Origin of the sequence: Pseudomonas sp. xss_4 (genome assembly GCF_043104125.1) — a bacterium.
Classification (GTDB): Bacteria; Pseudomonadota; Gammaproteobacteria; order Pseudomonadales; family Pseudomonadaceae; genus Aquipseudomonas; species Aquipseudomonas parafulva_B.
In genome coordinates, this window is sequence record NZ_JBICKJ010000011.1 from 51,469 (window position 1) to 74,485 (window position 23,017).

At 63.9% G+C, this 23,017-nt stretch carries 17 protein-coding genes and 2 pseudogenes; 14 read left to right on the forward strand and 5 right to left on the reverse strand.

The window, feature by feature from the left end:
* The first annotated feature begins 16 nt into the window (after positions 1 to 16).
* The 14 genes and pseudogenes from tssB to ACF8GB_RS01215 all read left to right on the forward strand — a co-directional run bounded on the left by tssB (position 17) and on the right by ACF8GB_RS01215 (position 17,027).
* Positions 17 to 532, forward strand: a complete 516-nt coding sequence (gene tssB, locus ACF8GB_RS01150) for a type VI secretion system contractile sheath small subunit (RefSeq protein WP_025340314.1) — start codon at positions 17 to 19, stop codon at positions 530 to 532.
* Positions 533 to 543: 11 nt separating this feature from the next.
* The gene (tssC, locus tag ACF8GB_RS01155) at positions 544 to 2,040 is read left to right on the forward strand and encodes a type VI secretion system contractile sheath large subunit (RefSeq protein ID WP_182139753.1); all 1,497 of its coding nucleotides are present in this window, start codon (positions 544 to 546) and stop codon (positions 2,038 to 2,040) included.
* A gap of 70 nt (positions 2,041 to 2,110) precedes the next feature.
* Positions 2,111 to 2,599, forward strand: coding sequence for a type VI secretion system tube protein Hcp (locus tag ACF8GB_RS01160; RefSeq protein ID WP_058638525.1), 489 nt, complete (start codon positions 2,111 to 2,113; stop codon positions 2,597 to 2,599).
* A gap of 70 nt (positions 2,600 to 2,669) precedes the next feature.
* Entirely contained in the window at positions 2,670 to 3,110 is a 441-nt protein-coding gene (locus tag ACF8GB_RS01165) for a type VI secretion system amidase effector protein Tae4 (RefSeq protein ID WP_058638526.1), read from the forward strand.
* Positions 3,107 to 3,550, forward strand: coding sequence for a hypothetical protein (locus ACF8GB_RS01170; protein ID WP_182139752.1), 444 nt, complete (start codon positions 3,107 to 3,109; stop codon positions 3,548 to 3,550). Before ACF8GB_RS01165 ends, ACF8GB_RS01170 begins: the two co-directional genes overlap by 4 nt.
* Positions 3,544 to 4,059: a type VI secretion system baseplate subunit TssE gene (gene tssE, locus ACF8GB_RS01175; protein ID WP_196127457.1), complete on the forward strand. Its 516-nt coding sequence runs from the start codon at positions 3,544 to 3,546 to the stop codon at positions 4,057 to 4,059. The genes ACF8GB_RS01170 and tssE overlap by 7 nt, the downstream gene beginning before the upstream one ends.
* Positions 4,056 to 5,918, forward strand: coding sequence for a type VI secretion system baseplate subunit TssF (gene tssF, locus ACF8GB_RS01180; protein WP_196186208.1), 1,863 nt, complete (start codon positions 4,056 to 4,058; stop codon positions 5,916 to 5,918). Before tssE ends, tssF begins: the two co-directional genes overlap by 4 nt.
* Positions 5,915 to 6,931 (forward strand): type VI secretion system baseplate subunit TssG, encoded by a 1,017-nt coding sequence (gene tssG, locus ACF8GB_RS01185; protein WP_196186207.1) that lies wholly within the window; start codon positions 5,915 to 5,917, stop codon positions 6,929 to 6,931. The genes tssF and tssG overlap by 4 nt, the downstream gene beginning before the upstream one ends.
* Positions 6,924 to 9,599: a type VI secretion system ATPase TssH gene (gene tssH / locus ACF8GB_RS01190; RefSeq protein ID WP_182139749.1), complete on the forward strand. Its 2,676-nt coding sequence runs from the start codon at positions 6,924 to 6,926 to the stop codon at positions 9,597 to 9,599. Before tssG ends, tssH begins: the two co-directional genes overlap by 8 nt.
* An 11-nt stretch (positions 9,600 to 9,610) precedes the next feature.
* Positions 9,611 to 11,548, forward strand: coding sequence for a type VI secretion system tip protein VgrG (locus ACF8GB_RS01195; RefSeq protein ID WP_392526447.1), 1,938 nt, complete (start codon positions 9,611 to 9,613; stop codon positions 11,546 to 11,548).
* Positions 11,549 to 11,559: 11 nt separating this feature from the next.
* Entirely contained in the window at positions 11,560 to 11,994 is a 435-nt protein-coding gene (locus ACF8GB_RS01200) for a DcrB-related protein (protein ID WP_197844560.1), read from the forward strand.
* Between the two features lie 477 nt (positions 11,995 to 12,471).
* A pseudogene (locus ACF8GB_RS01205) lies at positions 12,472 to 14,865 on the forward strand (DUF6531 domain-containing protein); the annotation flags it as partial.
* A gap of 471 nt (positions 14,866 to 15,336) precedes the next feature.
* Positions 15,337 to 16,362, forward strand: a pseudogene (locus tag ACF8GB_RS01210) (RHS repeat domain-containing protein); the annotation flags it as partial.
* 2 nt (positions 16,363 to 16,364) lie between these two features.
* Positions 16,365 to 17,027, forward strand: a complete 663-nt coding sequence (locus ACF8GB_RS01215) for a hypothetical protein (protein ID WP_058638532.1) — start codon at positions 16,365 to 16,367, stop codon at positions 17,025 to 17,027.
* Positions 17,028 to 17,376: 349 nt separating this feature from the next.
* Here ACF8GB_RS01215 and ACF8GB_RS01220 read toward each other — a convergent pair whose 3' ends face one another.
* The 5 genes from ACF8GB_RS01220 to ACF8GB_RS01240 form a co-directional block, all read right to left on the reverse strand.
* Positions 17,377 to 18,273 (reverse strand): LysR family transcriptional regulator, encoded by an 897-nt coding sequence (locus tag ACF8GB_RS01220; protein WP_078478119.1) that lies wholly within the window; start codon positions 18,271 to 18,273, stop codon positions 17,377 to 17,379.
* 71 nt (positions 18,274 to 18,344) lie between these two features.
* Entirely contained in the window at positions 18,345 to 20,369 is a 2,025-nt protein-coding gene (locus tag ACF8GB_RS01225; RefSeq protein WP_392526448.1) for a pyridoxamine 5'-phosphate oxidase family protein, read from the reverse strand.
* Between the two features lie 26 nt (positions 20,370 to 20,395).
* The gene (locus ACF8GB_RS01230) at positions 20,396 to 21,025 is read right to left on the reverse strand and encodes a glutathione S-transferase family protein (RefSeq protein ID WP_392526449.1); all 630 of its coding nucleotides are present in this window, start codon (positions 21,023 to 21,025) and stop codon (positions 20,396 to 20,398) included.
* Between the two features lie 253 nt (positions 21,026 to 21,278).
* Positions 21,279 to 21,830 (reverse strand): UPF0149 family protein, encoded by a 552-nt coding sequence (locus tag ACF8GB_RS01235; protein ID WP_196142292.1) that lies wholly within the window; start codon positions 21,828 to 21,830, stop codon positions 21,279 to 21,281.
* A gap of 107 nt (positions 21,831 to 21,937) precedes the next feature.
* The gene (locus ACF8GB_RS01240; protein WP_197844563.1) at positions 21,938 to 22,825 is read right to left on the reverse strand and encodes a nitrilase family protein; all 888 of its coding nucleotides are present in this window, start codon (positions 22,823 to 22,825) and stop codon (positions 21,938 to 21,940) included.
* Between the last annotated feature and the right edge of the window lie 192 nt (positions 22,826 to 23,017).

A 23,017-nucleotide genomic window follows, 5' to 3' on the forward strand; every position in this document is an offset into this window, starting at 1 on the left:
GACCAGGAGGAACAACGTGGCGAAAGACAGCTCCCAGAAATTCATCGCACGCAACCGTGCGCCGAGGGTGCAGATCGAATATGACGTCGAGCTCTACGGCGCCGAGAAGAAAGTCCAGCTGCCATTCGTCATGGGCGTGCTGTCGGACCTCGCCGGCAAGCCGGCCGAACCGCTGCCTGCGGTAGCCGAACGCAAGTTCCTGGAGATCGATGTCGACAACTTCGATTCGCGCCTGAAGGCCATGAAGCCACGCGTGGCCTTCAACGTGCCCAACGAGCTGACCGGCGAAGGCAACCTGAGCCTGGACATTACCTTCGAGAGCATGGACGACTTCAGCCCGGCCGCCGTGGCACGCAAGGTCGATGCCCTCAACCAGCTGCTCGAGGCGCGCACCCAGCTGGCCAACCTGCTGACCTACATGGACGGCAAGACCGGTGCCGAGGACATCATCCTCAAGGCCATCAAGGACCCGGCCCTGCTACAGGCACTGGCCAGCGCGCCGAAACCCGTCGACAACGAGCCCAAGGCCTGAGGAGACAGCCCATGAACGATCCATTGCGCGAAGCCCAGGCCCAGTCGGCCGGCGCCACCCAGGACCCGAGCGAATTCGCCAGCCTGCTGCTGCAGGAGTTCAAACCCAAGACCGAGCGCGCCAAGGAAGCGGTGGAAAGCGCCGTGCGTACCTTGGCCGAGCAGGCCCTGGCGCAGACCAGCCTGGTGTCCAACGACGCCATCGGTTCGATCGAGCAGATCATTGCCGCCATCGACGCCAAGCTCACCGCCCAGGTCAACCAGATCATCCACCACGATGATTTCCAGCAGCTGGAAAGCGCCTGGCGCGGCCTGCACTACCTGGTCAACAACACCGAAAGCGACGAGCAGCTGAAGATTCGTGTGCTCAACGTGTCGAAGACCGACCTGCACAAGACCTTGAAGAAGTTCAAGGGCACCGCCTGGGACCAGAGTCCGATCTTCAAGAAGCTGTACGAAGAAGAGTACGGCCAGTTCGGCGGCGAACCTTACGGCTGCCTGGTCGGCGACTACTACTTCGACCAGTCGCCACCCGACGTCGAGCTGCTGGGAGAGATGTCGAAAGTCTGCGCCTCAATGCACGCGCCGTTCATCGCCGCCGCCTCGCCGACCGTGATGGGCATGGGCTCGTGGCAGGAACTGAGCAACCCGCGCGACCTGACCAAGATCTTCACCACCCCGGAGTATGCTGGCTGGCGCTCGCTGCGTGAGTCGGAAGATTCGCGCTACATCGGCCTGACCATGCCGCGCTTCCTGGCGCGCCTGCCATACGGCGCCAAGACAGACCCGGTCGAGGCCTTCGCCTTCGAAGAAGACACTGATGGCGCCGACAGCAGCAAGTACACATGGGCCAACGCCGCCTATGCCATGGCTGTGAACATCAACCGCTCGTTCAAGCACTACGGCTGGTGCTCGCGCATCCGTGGCGTGGAATCGGGTGGCGAAGTGCAGGGCCTGCCGGCGCACACCTTCCCCACCGACGACGGTGGTGTGGACATGAAGTGCCCGACCGAAATCGCCATTTCCGACCGCCGCGAAGCAGAGCTGGCGAAGAACGGTTTCATGCCGCTGCTGCACAAGAAGAACACCGACTTCGCGGCCTTCATCGGCGCCCAGTCGCTGCAGAAGCCAGCAGAGTACGACGACCCGGACGCCACCGCCAACGCCAACCTGGCCGCGCGCCTGCCGTATCTGTTCGCCACCTGCCGCTTCGCGCACTACCTCAAGTGCATCGTTCGCGACAAGATCGGCTCGTTCAAGGAAAAGGACGAGATGCAGCGCTGGCTGCAGGACTGGATCCTCAACTACGTCGACGGCGACCCGGCGCACTCCACCGAGACCACCAAGGCCCAGCACCCGCTGGCAGCGGCCGAGGTCGTGGTCGAGGACGTCGAAGGCAACCCGGGTTACTACAACTCGCGCTTCTACTTGCGCCCCCACTACCAGCTCGAAGGGCTGACCGTGTCGCTGCGCCTGGTATCGAAGCTGCCTTCGGCCAAAGGGGCCTGACCGCCCCCGGGCTGTCTGACAGCCCTAACTGCACCCAACCGCCAACCTGACGCGTAATACCGAGGACATCATGGCTGTAGATATTTTCATCAAGATCGGCGACATCAAGGGCGAGTCCCACGACAAGGCCCACAAGGACGAAATCGACGTGCTCAACTGGAGCTGGGGCATGTCCCAGTCCGGCAACATGCACACGGGCAGCGGCGGCGGCTCGGGCAAGGTCAACATCCAGGACCTGTCGATCACCAAGTACATCGACAAGTCCAGCCCCAACCTGATGGCCCACTGCTCCAGCGGCAAGCACATCGACAAGGTCAAGCTGACCGTGCGCAAGGCCGGGGGCGAGAGTCAGGTCGAGTACCTGATCATCAACCTTGAAGAAGTCATCATCAGCTCGCTCAGCACCGGTGGCTCGGGCAGCGACGACCGCCTGACCGAGAACGTGACCCTGAACTTCGCCAAGGTCACCGTCGATTATCAGCCGCAGAAAGCCGACGGCAGCAAGGAAGGCGGCCCGATCAAGTACGGCTGGAACATCCGCTCCAACGTCAAGATCTGACCGACTGCGTCCGCGCCGCCTTGGCTGGCGTGGGCGCCCTTCCCTCACCTCACCCGCTTACGGTGAACCCATGGCCAAGCCTTCTTTCATCAACCTGTGGAATGCCTACCCGACTGACTCGTCGCCTTGCGACGGCGGCTGGGACAACCAGTGCGCCATTCGCATGAGCATTGCGCTCAATGGCGAACACACCATCAAGGTGAACGCCGGCAGCTACAGCGAACCGCGCTGTGCTCATGGCCATGCCCGGGGCGCCGAGTCGCTGGCCAACTGGTTGTGGAAGTACCATCTCGGCGCACCCCTACAACTGAGCGGCAGCGCCGACGACCGCCTCAAGCTCAGCGAGAAGCGCGGCATCATCTTCTTCAAGGATTGCTTCGCCCGTGCCGGGCAGGCATTCGACAACCGTACCGGCGACCACATCGATCTGTGGGACCGAGGCCGGGTCACGGGCTATTTCGCCGACCAGGCGCACCGATCCAAGGCTGTCTGGTTCTGGGAGCTCAAATGAGACCTGCATGCACAACCCTGCTGCCGGCGCTGCTGCTCGCATTCGCCTTGAACGCGTGTGCCCAGGCGCCCGCTGCCCCGTCGGGCGCGGCGCCTGAGGTGAACTTGGGCGGCCACACCCTTGCGCTGGTTAACCACCAAGGCCGCTGCGCGCTGCGCAAAGCCGATGCCTCGCTGCTGCAACTGGACATGCCCTGGCCCTGCCAGCTCAGCCCAGGGCGCGACAGCGGCAAGCCACGCGTCGAACAATTCAAGGGGGCGCAGATCATCATTGTCAGCCATGTGCAGCCAGACCCGGCGCAACCTGGCCGTTGCGACAGCCAGTTCCAGGCCGTGCGTCAGCTCGGCACGCGCCTGGAGCCCTCCATCCTGGCCCGTGGCGGCAGTTGCTCGCGTGGCCCTGTGGACCAGAAGAACTTCGTGGGGCTGTTCGAGTGGTAGCCGAGATCGCCGCCCGCGACCGCCTGCAGCCGTCGCTGCTGGACCGCCTGACCGACGACAACCCGGGCAACCCGCAGGAAGCCCCGGACAAGCGCGTGCTCAGCCTGCACCAGCTCAAGGCCTCTGTGCTGCGCGACCTCGCCTGGTTGCTCAACACCACTTCGCTGCTCGACAGCGTCACCACCCTGGACACCCCGGCCGGGGCCTCGGTGGTCAACTATGGGCTACCGGCGCTGGCCGGCAACAGCGCCTCGAACATTGACCTGGCCGCCCTGGAACGCATCATCCACCAGGCCATCGCCACCTACGAGCCACGCATTCTCCCCCACACCCTCAAGGTGCGGGCCCAGGCCGCGCCCGGCGAGATGAACGCCAACGCCTTGAGCTTCGAGATCGAAGGCGACCTGTGGGCCCAGCCAGCGGCGCTGCCGTTGCTGCTGCAGACCGACATCGACCTTGAGTCCGGGCATGTGCGTGTGGCCCCCGCCGAACGCCGGAGGCGTGCATGAACCCGCGCATGCTCGAGCTGTACAACCAGGAGTTGCAGCACATTCGCGAGAGTGCCGCGGAGTTCGCCAGGGAATACCCGAAAATTGCCGGGCGCCTGACGTTGTCCGGCATCGAGTGCGCCGACCCGTATGTCGAGCGCCTGCTCGAAGGCTTCGCCTACCTCACCGCCCGGGTGCAGCTCAAGCTCGACGCCGAGTACCCGACTTTCACCCACAACCTGCTGGAAATCGCCTACCCACACTACCTGGCGCCGACCCCATCGATGACCGTGGTGCAACTGCAGACCGACCCCGACGAGGGTTCGCTGGCCAGCGGTTTCCGCCTGCCGCGTGACAGTGTGCTGCGCGCCAACCTGGGGCGCAACTCGCAGACCCCGTGCGAGTTCCGCAGCACCCAGGACGTTACCTTGTGGCCGTTGCAGGTGGCCGCCGCCGAGTACTTCGGCAACCCCGGTGCGGTGCTCGGGCGCCTAGCCGGCAGCGTGCCGCAGGCCCGCGCCGGCCTGCGCCTGACCTTGCGCACTGGCGCCGAGGTGCCGTTCGCCAGCCTGCCGCTCAGCCATCTACCGCTGTACCTCAACGGCGCCGACGAAACCCCGTTCCGCCTCTACGAGCAACTGCTGGGCAGCGCTTGCGCGGTGTTCGTCCGCCAACCCGGCGCAGACTGGGTGGAGCGTATTCCCGTCGAGCAGGCGCTGCGCCCGTGTGGCTTCGATGACCGCGAGGCAGCATTGCCGGTGGTGCCGCAGGCGTTCCAGGGCTACCGCCTATTGCAGGAATATTTCGCCCTGCCGCAGCGCTTTCTGTTCGTCAATATCGCCGGGCTGGAACGGGCGGTGCAGCGCTGCAGCGGCCAGACGCTGGAAGTGCTGGTGTTGTTCGAGCGTTTCGACCAGAGCCTGGAAAGCAGCGTCGGCGCCAGCCAGTTCGTGCCGTTCTGCACCCCGGCGATCAACCTGTTCCCGCGCCGGGTCGACCGCCTGCACCTGACCGATCGGGTGCATGAGCACCACGTGATCGCCGACCGCACCCGGCCCACCGATTTCGAGATTCACTCGCTGCAGCGGGTCACCGGCTACGGCACCGGCCCGGACCAGGAATTCCTGCCGTTCTACGCCGTGCGCGACCCGTCGCGCTATGGCCGCGACCAGGCCTACTACATCGTGCGCCGCGAGCCACGGGTGTTGTCCAGTGACCAGCGCCGCAACGGTACCCGCTCCAGCTACATGGGGAGCGAGACGTTCATCAGCCTGGTTGACGGCCAGCAGGCGCCGTACCGCCACGACCTGCGCCAGCTGGGTATCAGCGCCCTGTGCAGCAACCGTGACCTGCCGCTGTTCATGAACGTGGGCGATGGCCGCAGCGACTTCAGCCTGGCCGACAGCGCGCCGGTGGCCGGCATCCGCTGCCTGGCCGGCCCGGGCAGGCCCAAAGCCAGCCATGCCCACGACAACCGCGCCTGGCGCCTGATCAGCCAGCTGTCGCTGAACTACCTGTCGCTGGCCGAACACGGCCAGGGCGCCGCTGCCCTGCGCGAACTGCTGCGCCTGTACGGCGACCCGCAGGACAGCGCCCTGAACCTGCAGATCGACGGCCTGCGCGAGGTCAGCAGCAAGCCCTGCACGCGGCGCCTGCCGATGCCGGGGCCAATCGTGTTCGGGCGTGGCCTGGAAATTACCCTGACCTTCGATGAGAACGCCTTCCGCGGCACCGGCGTGTTCCTGCTGGGTGCGGTGTTCGAACGTTTCCTGACCCGCTATGTGTCGATCAACAGCTTCACCGAAACTGTACTGCGCACCAGCGAACGTGGCGAGATCATGCGCTGGGCCGCTAAACCCGGGCGCAGGCCGACGTTATGAATACCTTGCAGGCCATGCAGGCGCAGCCCTGGGCGTACGATTTCTTCCAGGCGCTGCGCCGCCTCGAGGCGCAGCACCCCGAGCTGCCACGCTTCGGCCATTCCCTGCGCCTGGCCGACGAGCCGGTGCGCCTGGGCCAGCGCTTGGACTGCGGGTTCGCCCCGGCGACCCTGGCTGCGGTCAGTGCCGACGGCGACCAGCCGGCGCGCCTGGAGCAGTTCTTCTTCGGCCTGGGTGGCCCCAATGGCCCGCTGCCACTGCACCTCACCGAATACATGCGCGAGCGCCAGCGCAACCACGGCGACGCGACCAGCAAGGCGTTCCTGGACGTCTTCCATCACCGCCTGCTGAGCCTGTTCTACCGAGCCTGGGCCGAAGCGCGCCCGACGGTCAGCCACGACCGCCCGGGTGACGACTACTGGGCCGCGCGCCTGGCGGCGCTGAGTGGCCGTGGCCAGCCCGAACTGCAAGGTCAGGGCGCGCTGGCCGACACCGGCAAACTGCACTGGTCGGGCCACCTGAGCGCGCAAACCCGCTACCCGGATGGCCTGCGCAGCATACTTGGCGGCTATTTTGGCGTGCCGGTGACGCTGGAAGAATACGTCGGCCAATGGCTAGAACTGCCCGAACGCAGCCAGCTCGGCGTGCGCGCCAACCGCCTGGGCGTGGACCTGTGTCTGGGCCGCTACGTCTGGGACCGCCAGCACAAGTTCCGCCTGTGCCTGGGCCCACTCAGCCTCGACCAGTACCACGCCCTGCTGCCCGGCGGGCAGGCTTTCGTCGAACTGGCGTCCTGGGTCGCCGAGTACCTGGGCCAGGAGCTGGACTGGGACCTGAACCTGATCCTTGCGCAGGACCAGGTGCCTGCGCTGCAACTCAATGCCGGCCAACGCCTGGGTTTCGACACCTGGCTCGGCCGCCCTCTGCACGATGCACGCGACCTGAAGCTGGCCCGGTACTACGCCGACCAGCCGGCCGCCGCCCACCACACAAGGAACCAGGACCATGGGTGAAATCAGCCGCGCCGCGCTGTTCGGCAAACTCAACAGCGTCGCCTACAAGGCCATCGAGGCCGCCACGGTATTTTGCAAACTGCGGGGCAACCCCTATGTCGAGCTGGTGCACTGGCTGCACCAATTGCTGCAACTGCAGGACAGCGACCTGCACCGCATCGTACGCCAGTGCGATATCGAGCCGGCGCGCCTGGCCCGTGACCTGACCGATGCCCTGGACCGCCTGCCGCGCGGTTCGACGTCGATCACCGACCTCTCTTCGCAGGTGGAAGAAGCCGTCGAACGCGGCTGGGTATACGGCAGCCTGATGTTCGGCGAAAGCCAGGTGCGCACCGGCTACCTGCTGGTCGGCATCCTCAAGACCCCGAGCCTGCGCCATGCCCTGCAGGGGCTGTCCAGCGAATTCGGCAAAGTGAAGGTCGAGGCGCTGAGCGAACGCTTCAGCGAGTACGTGGGCGACTCGCCGGAAAACCACCTGGCTGCCACCGACGGCTTCAGCGCTGCGCTGCCCGGCGAAGCCAGCGGCGCCGTGGCGCCGGCGGCGATGGGCAAGCAGGAGGCGCTCAAGCGCTTTACCGTCGACCTTACCGAACAGGCGCGCAGCGGCAAGCTTGACCCTATCGTCGGGCGCGACGAAGAGATCCGTCAGCTGGTCGATATCCTCATGCGCCGCCGGCAGAACAACCCGATCCTTACCGGCGAGGCCGGTGTCGGCAAAACCGCCGTGGTGGAAGGCTTCGCCTTGCGCATCGTCGCCGGCGATGTGCCGCCGGCGCTCAAGGACGTAGAACTGCGCAGCCTGGATGTCGGCCTGCTGCAGGCCGGCGCCAGCATGAAAGGCGAATTCGAACAGCGCCTGCGCCAGGTGATCGAGGATGTGCAGGCGTCGCCCAAGCCGATCATCCTGTTCATCGATGAAGCACACACCCTGGTCGGTGCAGGGGGCGCAGCCGGCACCGGCGATGCGGCCAACCTGCTCAAGCCGGCCCTGGCCCGTGGCAGCCTGCGCACAGTGGCGGCGACCACCTGGGCCGAATACAAGAAACACATCGAGAAAGACCCGGCCCTGACCCGCCGCTTCCAGGTGGTGCAGGTGGCTGAGCCGAGCGAAGCCAAGGCCCTGCTGATGATGCGTGGAGTGGCATCGACCATGGAACAGCACCATCAGGTGCAGATCCTCGACGAGGCACTCGAGGCCGCGGTCAAGCTGTCCCACCGCTACATCCCCGCGCGCCAACTGCCGGACAAGTCGGTGAGCCTGCTCGATACCGCCTGCGCGCGCGTGGCCATCAGCCTGCACGCGGTGCCGGCCGAGGTCGATGACAGCCGCCGGCGCATCGAGGCGCTGGAGGTCGAACAGGCGATCATCGCCCGCGAAGCCGCCATCGGCGTGGCCACCGGGCAGCGCCAGGCCCAGGCCGACGGCTTGCTGGCCGAGGAGCGCCAACGCCTAGCCACCCTGGAAAGCCGCTGGGCCGAGGAAAAGGCCCTGGTCGATCAGTTGCTGGCCACCCGCGCGCAGCTGCGCGACCAGGCCGGTGTGGTCGACCAGGACGCGGCGTTGCCAGCAAACTCCGAACTGCGCGAAGCACTGGCCGACCTGCAACAGCGCCTGAGCGCGCTGCAAGGCGAGAGCCCGTTGATTCTGCCGACCGTGGACTACCAGGCCGTCGCCTCGGTGGTGGCCGACTGGACCGGGATTCCGGTGGGGCGCATGGCGCGCAACGAGATCGAGACCGTGCTCAACCTCGACAGCCTGCTGGCCAAGCGCATCATCGGCCAGGACCACGCGCTGCAAATGATCGCCAAGCGCATCCAGACCTCCCGCGCCGGCCTCGACAACCCGCACAAGCCGATCGGCGTGTTCATGCTCGCCGGCACCTCCGGCGTGGGCAAGACCGAGACCGCACTGGCCCTGGCCGAGGCGCTGTACGGCGGTGAGCAGAACCTGATCACCATCAACATGAGCGAGTTCCAGGAAGCGCACACCGTGTCCACCCTAAAGGGCGCCCCGCCCGGCTATGTCGGCTATGGCGAGGGCGGCGTGCTGACCGAGGCGGTGCGCCGCCGGCCGTACAGCGTGGTGCTGTTGGACGAGGTAGAAAAGGCCCACCCGGACGTGCACGAGATCTTTTTCCAGGTGTTCGACAAGGGCGTGATGGAAGACGGCGAAGGCCGCCAGATCGACTTCCGCAATACCCTGATCCTGCTTACCACCAACGCTGGAACCGAGCTGATCGCGCGTACCTGCAACGACCCGCAGGCTCTGCCCGACCCGGACACGGTAGCCAGCCAGCTGCGCCAGCCTCTGCTAGAGATCTTCCCGCCGGCGCTGCTCGGCCGACTGGTGACCATCCCCTACTACCCGCTCAGCGACGCCATGCTCAAGGCCATCACCCGTCTGCAGCTGGAGCGCGTTCGTAAGCGCGTGGAAGGCACGCACAAGGTAGGCTTCGCCTACGACGACGGTGTGGTCGAGCTGGTCGTTTCGCGCTGCAGCGAAACCGAAAGCGGTGGCCGCATGATCGACGCCATCCTCACCAACGGCCTGCTGCCGGACATGAGCCGCGAGTTTCTCACCCGCATGCTCGAAGGCAAGCCGCTGGCCAGCGTACGCATCAGCCGTCGCGACAACGACTTGCACTATGACTTCGGCGCAGCCGACTGACAGGACCGACCATGCTGTTCACGCAGTTCACGCGCCTGGCGCAGATCAACAGCCCGTTGGGGCCGGACAAGCTGATCCTGGCAGAAATGGGCGGCAGCGACGAGCTCGGCCGCCTGTTCGACTATGAGCTGCGGCTGACCAGCGACGACCCGGCCATCGACCTCAACGCCCTGCTGGGCAAGCCGATGAGCCTGAGCGTGCAACAGGGCTTGGGCACCTCTCGCTACTTCCATGGCATCGTCGCCCGCTGCAGCCAGGCGGTCGATCAGGGCCAGTTCGCCAGCTACCGGGTCACCCTGCGGCCGTGGTTGTGGCTGCTGACCCGCACCAGCGACTGCCGCATTTTCCAGCACCTGAGCGCACCGCAAATCATCAAGCAGGTGTTCCGCGACCTGGGCTTTTCCGATTTCGAGGATGCCTTGAGCCGCAGCTACTGCGAGCGCGAGTACTGCGTGCAGTACCGCGAGACCAGCTTCGATTTCGTCAGCCGGCTGATGGAAGATGAAGGCATCTACTACTTCTTCCGCCATGAAGCGCAGCGCCACGTGCTAGTGCTGGCCGATGCCTACGGCGCGCATCCGCAGGTGCCGGGCTACGAAAGCGTGCCCTACTACCCGCCGGACGGGCAGCATCGCGAGCGCGACCACATCAACGACTGGCACCTGGCCCAGGAAGTCCAGCCTGGTTCGCTGGAACTCAACGACTATGACTTCCAGCGCCCCAGCGCACGCATCGATGTGCGCTCGGCCATGCCCCGCCCGCACCAGGCCGGGGATTACCCGCTATACGACTACCCCGGCGCCTACCAGCAAAGCCAGGACGGCGAGCATTACGCGCGTACGCGCCTGGAATCGCTGCAAAGCCTGCACGAGCGGGTCGAGCTGCGCGGCAATGCCCGCGGCCTGGGCAGCGGCCACCTGTTCAGCCTCAGCGGTTTCACCCGCCAGGACCAGAACCGCGAATACCTGATCGTCGGCGCACGCTACTACGTGCACCAGGAGCGCCTGGAAAGCGGCACCGGCAGCGGCGCCGCGCAGTTCGAGAGCAACCTCAGCTGCATCGACGCCCAGCAGAGTTTCCGCCCGCAGGGCAGCACCGTGCGGCCGATCGTCAAGGGCCCGCAGACCGCCGTGGTGGTCGGCCCCGCTGGCGAGGAGATCTGGACCGACCAGTATGGCCGGGTGAAGGTGCACTTCCACTGGGACCGCCACGACCAGTCCAACGAGAACAGCTCGTGCTGGATCCGCGTATCGCAGGCCTGGGCCGGCAAGAACTGGGGTTCGATGCAGATCCCGCGGATCGGCCAGGAGGTGATCGTCAGCTTCCTCGAAGGCGACCCTGACCGGCCGATCATCACCGGCCGCGTATACAACGCCGAGCAGAGCGTGCCTTACGACTTGCCCGCCAATGCCACGCAAAGCGGCATGAAGAGCCGTTCGAGCAAGGGGGGCAGCCCGGCCAATTTCAATGAAATCCGCATGGAGGACAAAAAGGGCGCCGAGCAGCTGTACGTGCATGCCGAGCGCAACATGGACACCGTGGTCGAGCAGTGCGAGACGCTGGCGGTCGGCATCAACCGCACCCAGACGGTCGGCATGCTGGAAACCATCACCATCGGCCAGGACCGCATCCGCGCCGTGCGCCGCGACGACATGCTGCTGGTCGGCGCTAGCAAGACTGACAGCGTCAGCACCAGCTACCTGATCGAAGTGGGTGAAAACCTGCGCCTAGTGTGCGGCAAGAGCGTGATCGAGCTGAACGCCAGCGGCCAGATCAACATCAGCTGCGCGCAGTTCAGCTTCCATGCCAGTCAGAACGGCGAGATCAATACCGACGGCACCCTCGACCTCAACGTCGGCAGCGGTGCGCAGACCGCGCCTGACAACCAGGGCGTGAAACAGACCATCGATAGTTCGGTGAAGGCGATCTTCTCCGGCTCTGACCAGTAACGAGACCAGCTATGAGTTATCGCATCAACGAATTCCGCCTGACCCTGCCCGATGCCGCCGTGCAGGACAGCAGCATCAACATCCTGCGCTTCGAGGCGCTGGCCACCTCGCTGATCATCAGCCGAAGCCAGCTGGCCGAAGGCGAGACCTTGCAGAGCAATTTCGATGGCCAGCTGCAGCGCCTGCAACAACAGGTCAAGGACTTGCGCATGCAACCGGCCCAGGCCGTGCAGGTGGGTGCCGCCCAGGCGATCGCCGCCATCGAGCTGAGCAGCCAATTTAGCAAGGGCCAGGAAAAGGTCCACCAGTACCAGCTGGCCCTGGTGCTGCCCGGCACGCGCAAGATGTTTGCCCTGAGTTACGTCAAGGCCAGCCCGCTGGGCGCAGCAGACGCGGCGCACTGGGCAACCATCAAGCAGTCGCTCGATTTCGACAACCTGGGCTGATCGCGCACCATGTCCGACGCCCTGTGGGCCGCCCGCGAAGGCGACGCGCTGATGCACACCTCGATGCTGGCAGACATCGTCGGCGGTGTACTGGAAATCGCTGCCACCGTGGCCATCGGTGCCCTGGCCACTGCCGCCGTGGCGGCGGCGTTCGGCCTGACCGTGGCCACCGGTGGCCTGGGCTGCTTCGTGCTGGGTGCGGTGGTCGGCCTGGTGGTCGGTGTGGTCATGGCCAAGACCGGCGCCGATACCGGCCTGAGCCGATTATGCGAGGGTATCGGAAATTTCCTGTTCCCGCCGTCGGTGCAGGCCACCATCATCAGTGGCTCGCCGAACACTCGCACCAACGGCATGCGCGCGGCACGTGCTGCCGGCATCGTCACCGGCCCGCCGGCACCGCTGGAGCCGGCCGGCGCCGAGGCTGGCGAGGCGAAGGAAGAAAGCTTTCTGGACATGGCCAAGGGCTTCTTCTCGCAGATGTGGCGGCCGACCGTGGCCACGCCAGCCGCCAATACTCTGCCAGCCCCGGACGACAAAGTACTGTGCAGCAAGCACCCGCCCATGCCACCGCAATATCTGGCCGAAGGGTCAAGCAAGGTACTGATCAATGGCCACCCGGCCTGCCGCAGCGGTGACCGCAGCACCTGCGAAGCGGTGATCGTCGAAGGTGGCCTGATATCGAGCAACGTGCGCATCGGTGGAGAGCCGATCGTAGTGCGCGAGATACGCAGCGGCAAGACGCCGGGCATCGGCCTGGCGGTGACCGCGCTGATGCTGCTGCGCGGGCGTGGCGGCAAGTTCTACAGCAAGTTCGGCTGCATGCTGGTGGGCGGGGTGAGCAGCGTCGTGACCGGGCAGGTGACCGGTGCCCTCACCCAGGCCATGGCCGGTTCGCCCAACCCGGTACATGCGGCGACCGGCGGCAAGGTCCTGTGTGGCGATGAAGACCTCGACTTCACCGTGCAGGCCACCCTGCCGATCGCCTGGCAACGCTTCTACAACAGCCACGACGAGCGGATCGATGGCTTGTTCGGCGCGGGCTGGAGCCTGCCTTACGAAGTTTCGGTAGAGGTTGGCGAAGACGATCACCTGGTGCTGGTCGACGAGCAGGCCCGCCGGGTGGATATGGGCATCATCACCTTGGGTGATGCGGTGTTCAGCGTCGGTGAAGGGCTGAGCGTACGCCGGGCGCACAACGGCGAGCTGCTGACCGAAAGCCGCGAAGGCGAGTACCGGTTGTTCCAGCCGACCCCGGGGCGGCCTGACCGACTGCGCCTGAGCCAGATCGGTGATCGCAACGACAACCGGATCTACCTGGATTACGACGACCAAGGCCGTCTTTGCCAGTTGCGCGATACCTTCGACCAGGTGCGTGTCCGGCTCGGCTACAGCCAGCAATGGCCACAGCGTGTGAGCCACGTCGACTTCCACGCGGCGAGCGGCGAATCGCAACGCTTGGCCAGCTATGGCTATGACGCCAACGGTGACCTGGCTCAGGTGCTGGATGGCGCAAGCCAGCCGCTGCGCAGCTTTGCTTACGACGCCGCCCGACGCATGATCGAACACCGTACTGGGGGCGGTCTGTGTTGCAATTACGAATGGGCGCAGCATGAGGACGGTTGGCGGGTAGTACGACACTGGACCAACGGCGGCGACAGCTACGCCTTCGAATACGATGTGGCCGCTGGCATCACGCGGGTGACCGACAGTCTTGGCCGCGTCGCCGTGCGCCACTGGAACCCGCAGTATCAGATCACCGCCTACACCGATGCACTCAAGCGGACCTGGCGCTTCGAATGGAACGACGAGCGCCAGTTGCTCGAGGCAAGCGATCCCCTGGATGGACGCTGGCAATTTTTCTACGATGAGTCGGGCAATCTTGCCGAAACGGTCGACCCGCTGGGGCGTAGCGAGTCGAGCGAGTGGCTCGAGCATTGGTCGCTGCCTCGCAGCCAGACCGACCAGGCCGGCCACCGCTGGACATTCGCCTACGACCAACGTGGCAACTGCACGCGCGAAACCGACCCGCTGGGCCAGCACACACGGTATCGCCACGACAGCCAGGGAAACCCTGTCGAAATCATCGATGCCAATGGTTCCAGCCGCCACCTGCGCTGGAACGAGCAAGGACTGCTGGTCGAACAGCGGGACTGCTCCGGCTATCTGACCCGCTTCGCCTACGATACATTGGGCCACCTGCAATCGATCACCGACGCCCAGGGCGAGCGCACCGGCTACCAGCATGACAGCAAGGGTCGCTTGCGCAGCGTGACCTTGCCCGATGGCCGCAGCGAAGCGTTTGTCCTGGATGCCAGCGGCTTGTTGGCACAGCACATCGACACAGCAGGTCACGTTACCCAATACTGGCGTAACCGCCGCGGACAGCTGGAACTACGCACCGATGCGCTCGGCCGACAGGTGCGCTACCAGTACGATAACCATGGGCGCCTGCTCGCGCTGTACAACGAAAATGGTGAAGCATACGGTTTCGAATGGGATGCAGGCGACCGGCTGATCGCCGAACGCGACCTGGACGGCGGCTTGCGGCGCTACCAGTACGACCTACTGGACAACCTTGTCCAGGTGACCTTCATGCCTGCGCCGGGCAGCGAGGAGGCGCCCATCATTCATCGCATGGCGTATGACGCCGGCGGTCGCCTGCTGACCCGCCATACCGATGAGGGGCGCACCGACTACTGCAATGACCCCCTGGACAACGTGGTTGCGGTCCGCCGTACCGCCGTGGATGGCCAGGTCGAGGAACTTGGCTTCGCCTTCGATGCACTTGGCCAGTTGCTCGAAGAACACAGCGCGCAGGGCCGCGTGCAGTATCAGTACGACCCGCTCGGCAATGTCACCCGCACGCGAGTCCCCGACGGCCGTTGGATCAACCGCCTGTACTACGGTAGCGGGCACCTGCACCAGATCAACCTCGATGGCAAGGTGGTGTGCGATTTCGAGCGAGACCGCGTACACCGGGAGACGCTGCGCCTGCAGGGCAACCTGGCGATTCAACGCCAGTATGACCGTGGCGGGCGCGTGCGCACCCTGCTGCGCCGCCCGGCAACCCAACCCCGCCAGCTGCCGGCGCCAGACCAGCAGCGGTACCAATTCGACGCGGCCGACCAACTGGCCGTACGCGAAGTGCAGCATCCGGGCACCGGCTATTTGCAGGCTTATCAGCATGATGGCTGCGGCTATGTGCTGGGGCGCCAAGACAGCCCTGTCGGCCAGCGCGAAGCATTCCGCTACGACGCGGCCGGCAACCTGCTCGACCCGCGGGCAGCAGGTGCCGGGCTGGTCCGGCACAACCGCGTGCTCACTTTCGAGGACAAGCGCTATCGCTACGATGGCTTCGGTCGCCTGGTGGAAAAGCGCAGCCGTCGCCGCGGTACGCAGCATTTTCGCTACGACGCCGAGCACCGGCTGGTCCAGGTGCGCAACTTGCAACCCGGGCGGGAGCGCATCATCGACATGCGCTACGACCCGATGGGCCGGCGTACCGAGAAGATCGAATCGACGCTCGACGGCCAGGTGGTCGGCCGCACGCGCTTCAGCTGGAGTGGCCTGCGCCTGCTCGGCGAGCAGCACAATGGCCGGCAGGCGTTGTACCTGTACGAGGACGATGGTCATGAGCCGCTGGCCCGGGTGGATGGCCTGGGTGCTCACCAGCAGGTACTGCATTACCACAATGACATCAACGGCCTGCCGGAGCAGTTGACCGACGACGCTGGCGAGGAGGTGTGGTCGGCGCGCTACCTGACCTGGGGCGCAAGCTGGGATGAACAGCGGGCTACCCGTCTGCCGGAAAAACAGAACCTGCGCTTCCAAGGCCAGTACCTGGACCGCGAAACCGGCCTGCACTACAACTTGTTCCGCTTCTACGACCCGGAGATAGGCCGCTTTACCCAGCCTGACCCGATTGGTCTGGCCGGTGGTTTGAACCTTTACGAGTATGCGCCCAACCCGTTTACTTGGATCGACCCATGGGGTCTATTGAAGGAAGGCGAGACCGCGGGGTATGGTGCCAAGGCGCACCGAGGCGATGGCCTTGAAGCTCATGAGATTCTGCGTAACAAGTTCTTGCAGGACGCCGGTATTGCACCGAAAAACCGCAGGTTGCGCGGCAACCCTTCGATTGCCCTGACGCCGAAGCACCATGATCAGGTGCATGCTGCAGAGAACCGGTTACGCAAGGCAATGGGCCTCAAGCCTAACCAGATGCTCAAAAGCGGCAAGCTTGAAATCCGCTTGATGTCCAAGGCGATCTACCAATCGTTAGTCAGCCAGGGGGATGTCACAATCCAGCAACTCAGAACGGCACGACGCTACGCCAAATCGTTCGCCAAAAGCAAAGGGTGTTACTAGCCATGAAGAAAATCGTGTTGTCCCAACAAGATCACGGCTACGGCCAGATCGGTGGTGCGCCTTTGCTCAAGGATCTCTCCCTGTGGCCGGCCAACCCGCAAACCGGTGGGCTGATGACTCCCATCATGACCCTTACCGAACAATTCCAACCGGCCCGGTTCGTCCCACCAGGCATGGCTATCACCGTTTTTCTTGCAGTCGCGCAACAGCAGGATGGTAGCTTCAACCGCCCACTTCAACGTCGCTATACGGTCAATCAGCAGTCTGAACTGCAGAGCGTGCTCAGCGGTGGCTTTGCCCGGGTCATTCTGCATGAACTCGCCAGCCATCCACTGGAGCCCAGCACCCCGCCCTTGCTGCTGGAGCGAGCGTTCATCGATTTCGAAGAAATGACCGACGAGGAGCATGACGAGGAGCATGAGGATGAAGACAGCGGGATCGGCCTGAGCAAGCCCAGCGGTCGCCCTTGCTGGCTGCAGGATCCGATCTACGAACCACCGCGCTACATGTTCATGATGCAACTGGTAGACGCCGACGTGGCCCAAGCCAGTCCGCCACATGGTGGGCTGTTTGGCGAAGGTAACGGCTACCTGTTCGTGGACATGCAGGCGCGCCGTGGCAAGGAAGGCGATGACGCCGGGTTCTTCTTCATTCAGTTCACCTGAAGGGCTGCTGACTCAAGGCGATCACCCGAGAGGGGCAAGGGCTGAGGAGATTCACGTGAACATCTGTCACTTGGACAACGCGCCGCCCCTTGGGGAGACTTGGGCGAAGATACCGATGTAGACAGCATCAAGCGCGCCGGCCCACACACCCCAGCCGCCTAGCCCATTACCGACTACCTCGATCTGGAAGGCGGGCCGACCTCTACAATCGATTCACTGCCGCATGACCCTGGCTTGCCGCACGTATGCCCGCGTACCGGCAAGCAGTCGTGGTGGGCAAGCTCAACCTGCACAAGGACCTGCAGCACGAACCACCCAGGTTGCTTTACATTCACCCTGCTCAGTTAAATCAGTCCAGCTGTCGAGCCTTCAGCGCCTGCGCCAGCATGTCAATGAAGGCCCGGACCTTGGCTGAACCGTACTTGCTCTCCCGGTGCAATATATGGATTGGCCAAGGCGCCTCTTCGTAATCGGCCAGAACCACCTGCAGCTGCCCGCTGGCCAGTTCATCCGCGACCTGATACGACAGCAGGCGAGCAATGCCCAACCCGCAGCTGGCCGCAGCGATGGCGCCGTCATTGCTGGTCACAGTCAAGCGGGGTTTCATGCGCACCAAGGTCGGTTCACCGATTACTCCGAAACGCCAGCCGGCTCGCGGCGACAGGTTGGTGGTACCAATCACTGCATGCTCCGCCAAGTCGGACGGGTGCTTTGGCACGCCATGACGCGCCAGATATTCGGGAGAGGCGCACAGCATGCGTCGGACCCTGCCCACCCGCAGTGCTTTGAGCCCGGAGTCGGGTAAGGGCCCGATACGAACGGCCACATCCATGCCCTCTTCGACCATGTTCACGATGCGGTCGAGGAAGTAGGCGGAGACGTCAACCTCGGGGTACTGCTGCAGGTAGCGGACGATGCACGGCATGACGAACTTCTTGCCAAACAGGATGGGCGCAGTAACGGCCAGGTCGCCCTTGGGTGTGGCGTTGATGCCGGCAGCGGCTTCGTTGGCCTCATGGATGCTGGCGAGAATGTGCCGGGTGTCCTCCAGGTAGCGGCCGCCGGCTTCGGTCAGGCGCACACTGCGCGTGGTACGCAGCGCCAACTTCACCCCGAGTTGTTCTTCCAGGGCGACAACAGCACGGGTGACGGCCGCCGGGGAGATATCCAGGCGCCGGGCAGCGGCGGCGAAGCTTTCCAGTTCGCCAACGGCGACGAACACCTTCATCAGGTGGATCTGGTCCATGCGGGCTCCTGGGGGCGGGAATGCGGGCATTATGGTTGATTCGAGGCGCTGGTGCTGCCTGTTCTGGCCGATCAGATATCAAGCATCAGCGCCTGCCCCGGCTCATCCATGTTTGCTGGCACCGCACAACAGATCAGCGCGGTCCCGCTCTCCGGCATTTCGGCCGGGAGGTTAGGGTAATGCACCTGGCCACTGAGCAACCGCGTTTTGCAGGTGCCGCAGGTTCCACCCCGGCAACTGAATTCCGGCGACAGGCCATGTGCTTCGGCCAGCTCCAGCAGTGTGCCGCTGGAGGGTGACCACTGTGCCTGCTTAGCTGATGCTGCAAAATGCACCGCCACTGGCTCGCTGGCAGCAGGCGGCTGCTGCAGCGTCGGCTGGCCGGCGTCGAGGTGGCGGCGAAGGCTTGACGGGCCGAACGCTTCGGCATGAATCCGCGCGTCCGGCACATGCAGGCCACGCAGCCCCTGGTAGAAGTCCTGGGTGAAGTTGCCTGGGCCACACAGGTAGAAGTCGTAGTCATCGAGTGTCAGTGTGGCTTTGACGTGCTCGATACCCAGCCGGCCGGCAAACTGATAATCACGGCCTGGCTGGGCGTGGTCTTCGGGTTGGCTCAGGGCGCGGTACACGTGCAGCAGCCCTGCGGCGTAATGTTGCAAGTGGGCCAGTTCCTTGTGGAATGCCAGATCAGCCAAGCTACGGGCACCTTGGAAAAGATGAATGACCCGCGCCTGCCCCTGCTTCAACTGCTCGCGCAACATGGCCAGCAAAGGCGTGATACCCACGCCAGCGCCAATCAGTACCAGCGGCCGGGTGCTGTTCAAATCGAGCGTGAAACTGCCTACGGGCGGGCGCACCTGCAGTACATCGCCTGCCACGACGCGCTCATGCAAATATCGCGAAGCGGGCCCCTGGGCTTTGACGCTGATACGCACATGGCCGTCGGAGGGTGCGCTGGACAGGCTGTAGGTGCGGATCAGAGGCTTATGCGGGTCCAGCGGGATTTGCACGGGCACATGTTGCCCTGGCGCGAACGTCACTGCGGTAGCGCCAGGTGGCTCAAGGTAGAACGAGCGGATATCGCCGCTTTCCTGCTCTACCCGCAGCACACGCCAAGGTTGCCATTGCGCCTGTTGCGAAGGTTGCAGCAGGCGGGGCCAGGTGCCGGTCGCCAACGTGGTTGGCGCGTAGTCCTTGAATGCCCAACGCAGGCCAACTGCGCCCGGACGCCATACCACCTGCTCGACATCCAGCGTCCATAGACGCTCGGCACCCTCGAACAGGGAAGTGTCGGGGCTGTCCAGCACCAGCTCGGCACGCCCATACAGTTGCAGCACGTTGCCGTTGCTGAAGTCGATGAACAATAGCCCAGCCCGGGGGTTTGCCAGCAGGTTGCCCAGGGTATTGAAGTGCAGGTTCCCGGCGTAATCGGGGATGGTCAGCAGGCTGCCTTCAACCCTGACGAAGCCGGGTCGTCCGCCACGGTGGGAGACGTCCACCGCTCGCTGGCCGTCGGCGTGCTCGACATAACTGGCAACGAAGAAGGTATCGGCTGCCTGGATCAGGCTGACGGCATCGGCATCCAGCGCTGTGGAATCGGCGCGCCCTTGGAGCAGTTGCGCAACCCGGGTGTAGTCGCGCCGTTGGATGTATTGCGGGCAGTTGCCGAATGACTGAGCCACGGTCACCTGCAACTGCCCCTGGGTGGCCTGTTGGATGTGGCCGTTGAGGCGATTGCGCCGACGGGTGTGCAGTTCGATACCCAGCAGACCGACTGCCTGTCCGTCGGCCAGCCCTGGCGTCGCCGGATCGTCGGCTGGCGGTTGGGTATCGATTATCAGCTCACGTGGATGGGGCGAGCGGATGAAACCTTCCGGCCCCTCCAGTAGGGTCGCCCATGGACGGCCCTGCGAGTCCACGCTGGCGGCAACAATGAACGGCAGCTGGTGGTAGAAGGTGCGGTGCTGATCGGGCATGTAGTCGCGAATGACCTTATGCCCCACCGCCTCCATGCGCGCTGCAACACCCACCTTTTCCTGCAGGGTTTTCTCGCCTGGGTGCCAAGGCGATGGGCGATGGTCGAGTGTGTGCTGCATGGCGACGTCCTCGGGGCGGCAAAGTGTCAGGCGTTGTTCTGCAGCCCGATCTGAGTACGTGGCATGGCCACGAAGCCGGGCAACGCTTCGATTCGCATCAGCCAGTCGCGCACATTGGCGTAGGGCTCCAGCGACACATTGCCTTCAGGTGCGTGGGCGATGTACGAGTAGTTGGCGATGTCGGCGATGGTTGGGGTATGGCCTGCCAGGAACGGTCTTTCGGCCAACTCGGTATCGATCACCTTGAGCAGCGCATGGGCGCGAGCAACGACCTCGTCGGTATTGAATGCCGCGCCGAATACGGTTACCAGGCGCGCGGCGGCCGGACCGAAGGCCAGCGGGCCGGCCGCTACCGATAACCAGCCTTGCACAGCAGCCGCTGCCACTGGATCTTCGGGCAGCCATGCACCGTTGTCGTATTTCTTGGCCAGGTACACCAGGATGGCGTTGGACTCAGCGATCACCGTACCGTTGTCATCGATCACCGGCACCTGACCGAAAGGGTTCAGGGCCAGGAACTCGGGTTGCTTGTGCGCACCTGCTGCCAGGTCCACGAAAACCAGTTCGGTGGGCAACGCAAGCAGGGAAAGCATGAGCTCGATGCGGTGCGCGTGACCGGACTTGGGGAAGTTGTAGAGCTTTATTGGGTTGGACATTGGCATGGCTCCTAGTCAGCGCCGGCATAGCGCTGGTGGAGCCATACTGCATGTATCGACGTAGAAGCAGAATCAGCGCCTGGAGCAAGCCTCAATTTCGCTGATCGAAACAATGGGCCTGCGTGGCGCCCGCGACAGAAGGTGATTGGAGGTAGAGCCTGTGCTGAGCCTATACAACGTGGGGACTGTGGCACCGTATGGCTGTTTAAACCCCAACTTGCTCAGTTCATCAAATTCGCGGTCTTCGATGGCCTTACCGCTGCCTTGAATAGAAGCGATAGAGCTGGCGAACGGCATCGATGACTTGGGGCACGCACTGCTGGATATCCTGTTCGGACATCTGATCCAATAGCTCGACGTTATCTTCCAACCCATGTAGCGAGATAGTCTTGAGCAGCGCATCCTGTTCTGGAGGCAGGGCAGCCCACCCAGCGACTTGAGTGCCGCGCATGTAGCCAAAGCACCACTCCTCCATGACGACTTCGGTACCCTGATCGCCCTCGCCTTGCTCAAAAAGCGGTTCGAAGCCATCAACATCGTCTTCCAGGTCTTCGGCAACCTGACTGGCGTAGCGCAACATTAATGCCGTATAGGCCTCTTCGTCAGCAGGCTTCTTGAACTTGGGAACGTGACCGCCGGCTACCGCTGGCAGCCATTCCATAGGCTGGACGGTATTGGGTGAGCTAGCCAGGGCGGTGAAGAAGCCGTTGAGCTCTGCCAGATTGATGACCGAGTAGTCATTGCCGTAGACGATCAACATGTCTTCAAGGCGATTGAGCTCTTTTTCTGTAAGCGGTAAAAACATGCAGTAGGGTCCTGGCAGTCGGGTATGCGTGCACCCTAACATAAACACCTCCTGCAGAGCGCCTGCGCGCTTCATACGCATCATGTGGGTATGCCTGAATAGCGTGCTCACTTCCTTAGCGGCAGGGCCGCATGCAGGCGATAACCGAGCGTCACATCATAAAGATCTGTACGCCGATCACGGGGGGCGTCATTCAAGGTATTGCAGGGGGCCGAGCGAGCACTGCTCAGGTCTATATCGGCATAGACGATGGTCTGCTCTTGTGCACTGGCCACTTCGCCAATAGGCCAGCCGTTGGTTCCGGCAATCAGTGAACATCCCAAAAACCGCCTACCTCGCTCGTCACCGATACGATTGGCAGCGGCAATGAAGATATTGTTGACGTGGGCGGCCGTCATGGTCAGGTAGTTGGCCATGCACCGGTCTGCCTGATCGAATAGCGGTGGTGGTGTCCAGACCCAGTTATTGAGGCTGCAGATCAGATCGGCCCCTTGGGCTGCCAGCAGTCGTGGCACTTCCGGGAACCAGATATCACCGCCAATCAACAGACCTATGCGGCCTATCGATGTGTCAAACACTGGAAAGCCCAGGTTACCTGGGGCACACCACAAGTTTTCCTGGGCCCCTAAGTGAGCCTTGCGGTAATGCCCGAGCAAACCGCTCGGGCCGAACAGCACCGCACTGTCATACAGTTTCAATCCATCCTGTTCGACGAATCCGGCAGCCAAGTAGACCTGGTATTGCTCGGCAAGGTCTGCCCAGGCCTGCACGCTAGAGCCGTGCTCAAGTGTTTCGGCATGAGCAAAGGCCTCTGCCCGCGACACAAAGGTGTAGCCCGTGTTGGTGAGTTCGGGCAGCACGATGAGGTTGGCTCCAGCACGCGCGGCGCTGCGTGCCAATGCCACGCTCTTGGCGAGGTTACCAGCGCAATGTTCAAGCCCCACCTGAGGCGCGAACTGGATGACGGCAATGCGTGCCGGGCTGAATGCGGCCATGATGCCTTCCCTCTTTTGATCGTTTAGAAGGAAGCCAGTAGAGCCGGCTTTCGTTAACCGGATACAGTCGGGCGTTTCTGATAAGTCGGTAGGATTCTACGATTCAGATGGTAGGCATGACCTTACAGATCAAACCATCTATTCAGCTGCAATAATTTTGGGTAGTCCCAAAGACAAAACCCCTACCTGCAT

What these genes read in the sequence shown, in the direction of transcription:
- tssC (WP_182139753.1), top strand. Translation starts at nt 544, where the DNA reads ATGAACGATCCATTGCGCGAAGCCCAGGCCCAGTCGGCCGGCGCCACC.
- ACF8GB_RS01160 (WP_058638525.1), top strand. Translation starts at nt 2,111, where the DNA reads ATGGCTGTAGATATTTTCATCAAGATCGGCGACATCAAGGGCGAGTCC.
- ACF8GB_RS01165 (WP_058638526.1), top strand. Translation starts at nt 2,670, where the DNA reads ATGGCCAAGCCTTCTTTCATCAACCTGTGGAATGCCTACCCGACTGAC.
- ACF8GB_RS01170 (WP_182139752.1), top strand. Translation starts at nt 3,107, where the DNA reads ATGAGACCTGCATGCACAACCCTGCTGCCGGCGCTGCTGCTCGCATTC.
- tssF (WP_196186208.1), top strand. Translation starts at nt 4,056, where the DNA reads ATGAACCCGCGCATGCTCGAGCTGTACAACCAGGAGTTGCAGCACATT.
- tssG (WP_196186207.1), top strand. Translation starts at nt 5,915, where the DNA reads ATGAATACCTTGCAGGCCATGCAGGCGCAGCCCTGGGCGTACGATTTC.
- tssH (WP_182139749.1), top strand. Translation starts at nt 6,924, where the DNA reads ATGGGTGAAATCAGCCGCGCCGCGCTGTTCGGCAAACTCAACAGCGTC.
- ACF8GB_RS01195 (WP_392526447.1), top strand. Translation starts at nt 9,611, where the DNA reads ATGCTGTTCACGCAGTTCACGCGCCTGGCGCAGATCAACAGCCCGTTG.
- ACF8GB_RS01200 (WP_197844560.1), top strand. Translation starts at nt 11,560, where the DNA reads ATGAGTTATCGCATCAACGAATTCCGCCTGACCCTGCCCGATGCCGCC.
- ACF8GB_RS01215 (WP_058638532.1), top strand. Translation starts at nt 16,365, where the DNA reads ATGAAGAAAATCGTGTTGTCCCAACAAGATCACGGCTACGGCCAGATC.
- ACF8GB_RS01220 (WP_078478119.1), bottom strand. Translation starts at nt 18,273, where the DNA reads ATGGACCAGATCCACCTGATGAAGGTGTTCGTCGCCGTTGGCGAACTG.
- ACF8GB_RS01225 (WP_392526448.1), bottom strand. Translation starts at nt 20,369, where the DNA reads ATGCAGCACACACTCGACCATCGCCCATCGCCTTGGCACCCAGGCGAG.
- ACF8GB_RS01230 (WP_392526449.1), bottom strand. Translation starts at nt 21,025, where the DNA reads ATGTCCAACCCAATAAAGCTCTACAACTTCCCCAAGTCCGGTCACGCG.
- ACF8GB_RS01235 (WP_196142292.1), bottom strand. Translation starts at nt 21,830, where the DNA reads ATGTTTTTACCGCTTACAGAAAAAGAGCTCAATCGCCTTGAAGACATG.
- ACF8GB_RS01240 (WP_197844563.1), bottom strand. Translation starts at nt 22,825, where the DNA reads ATGGCCGCATTCAGCCCGGCACGCATTGCCGTCATCCAGTTCGCGCCT.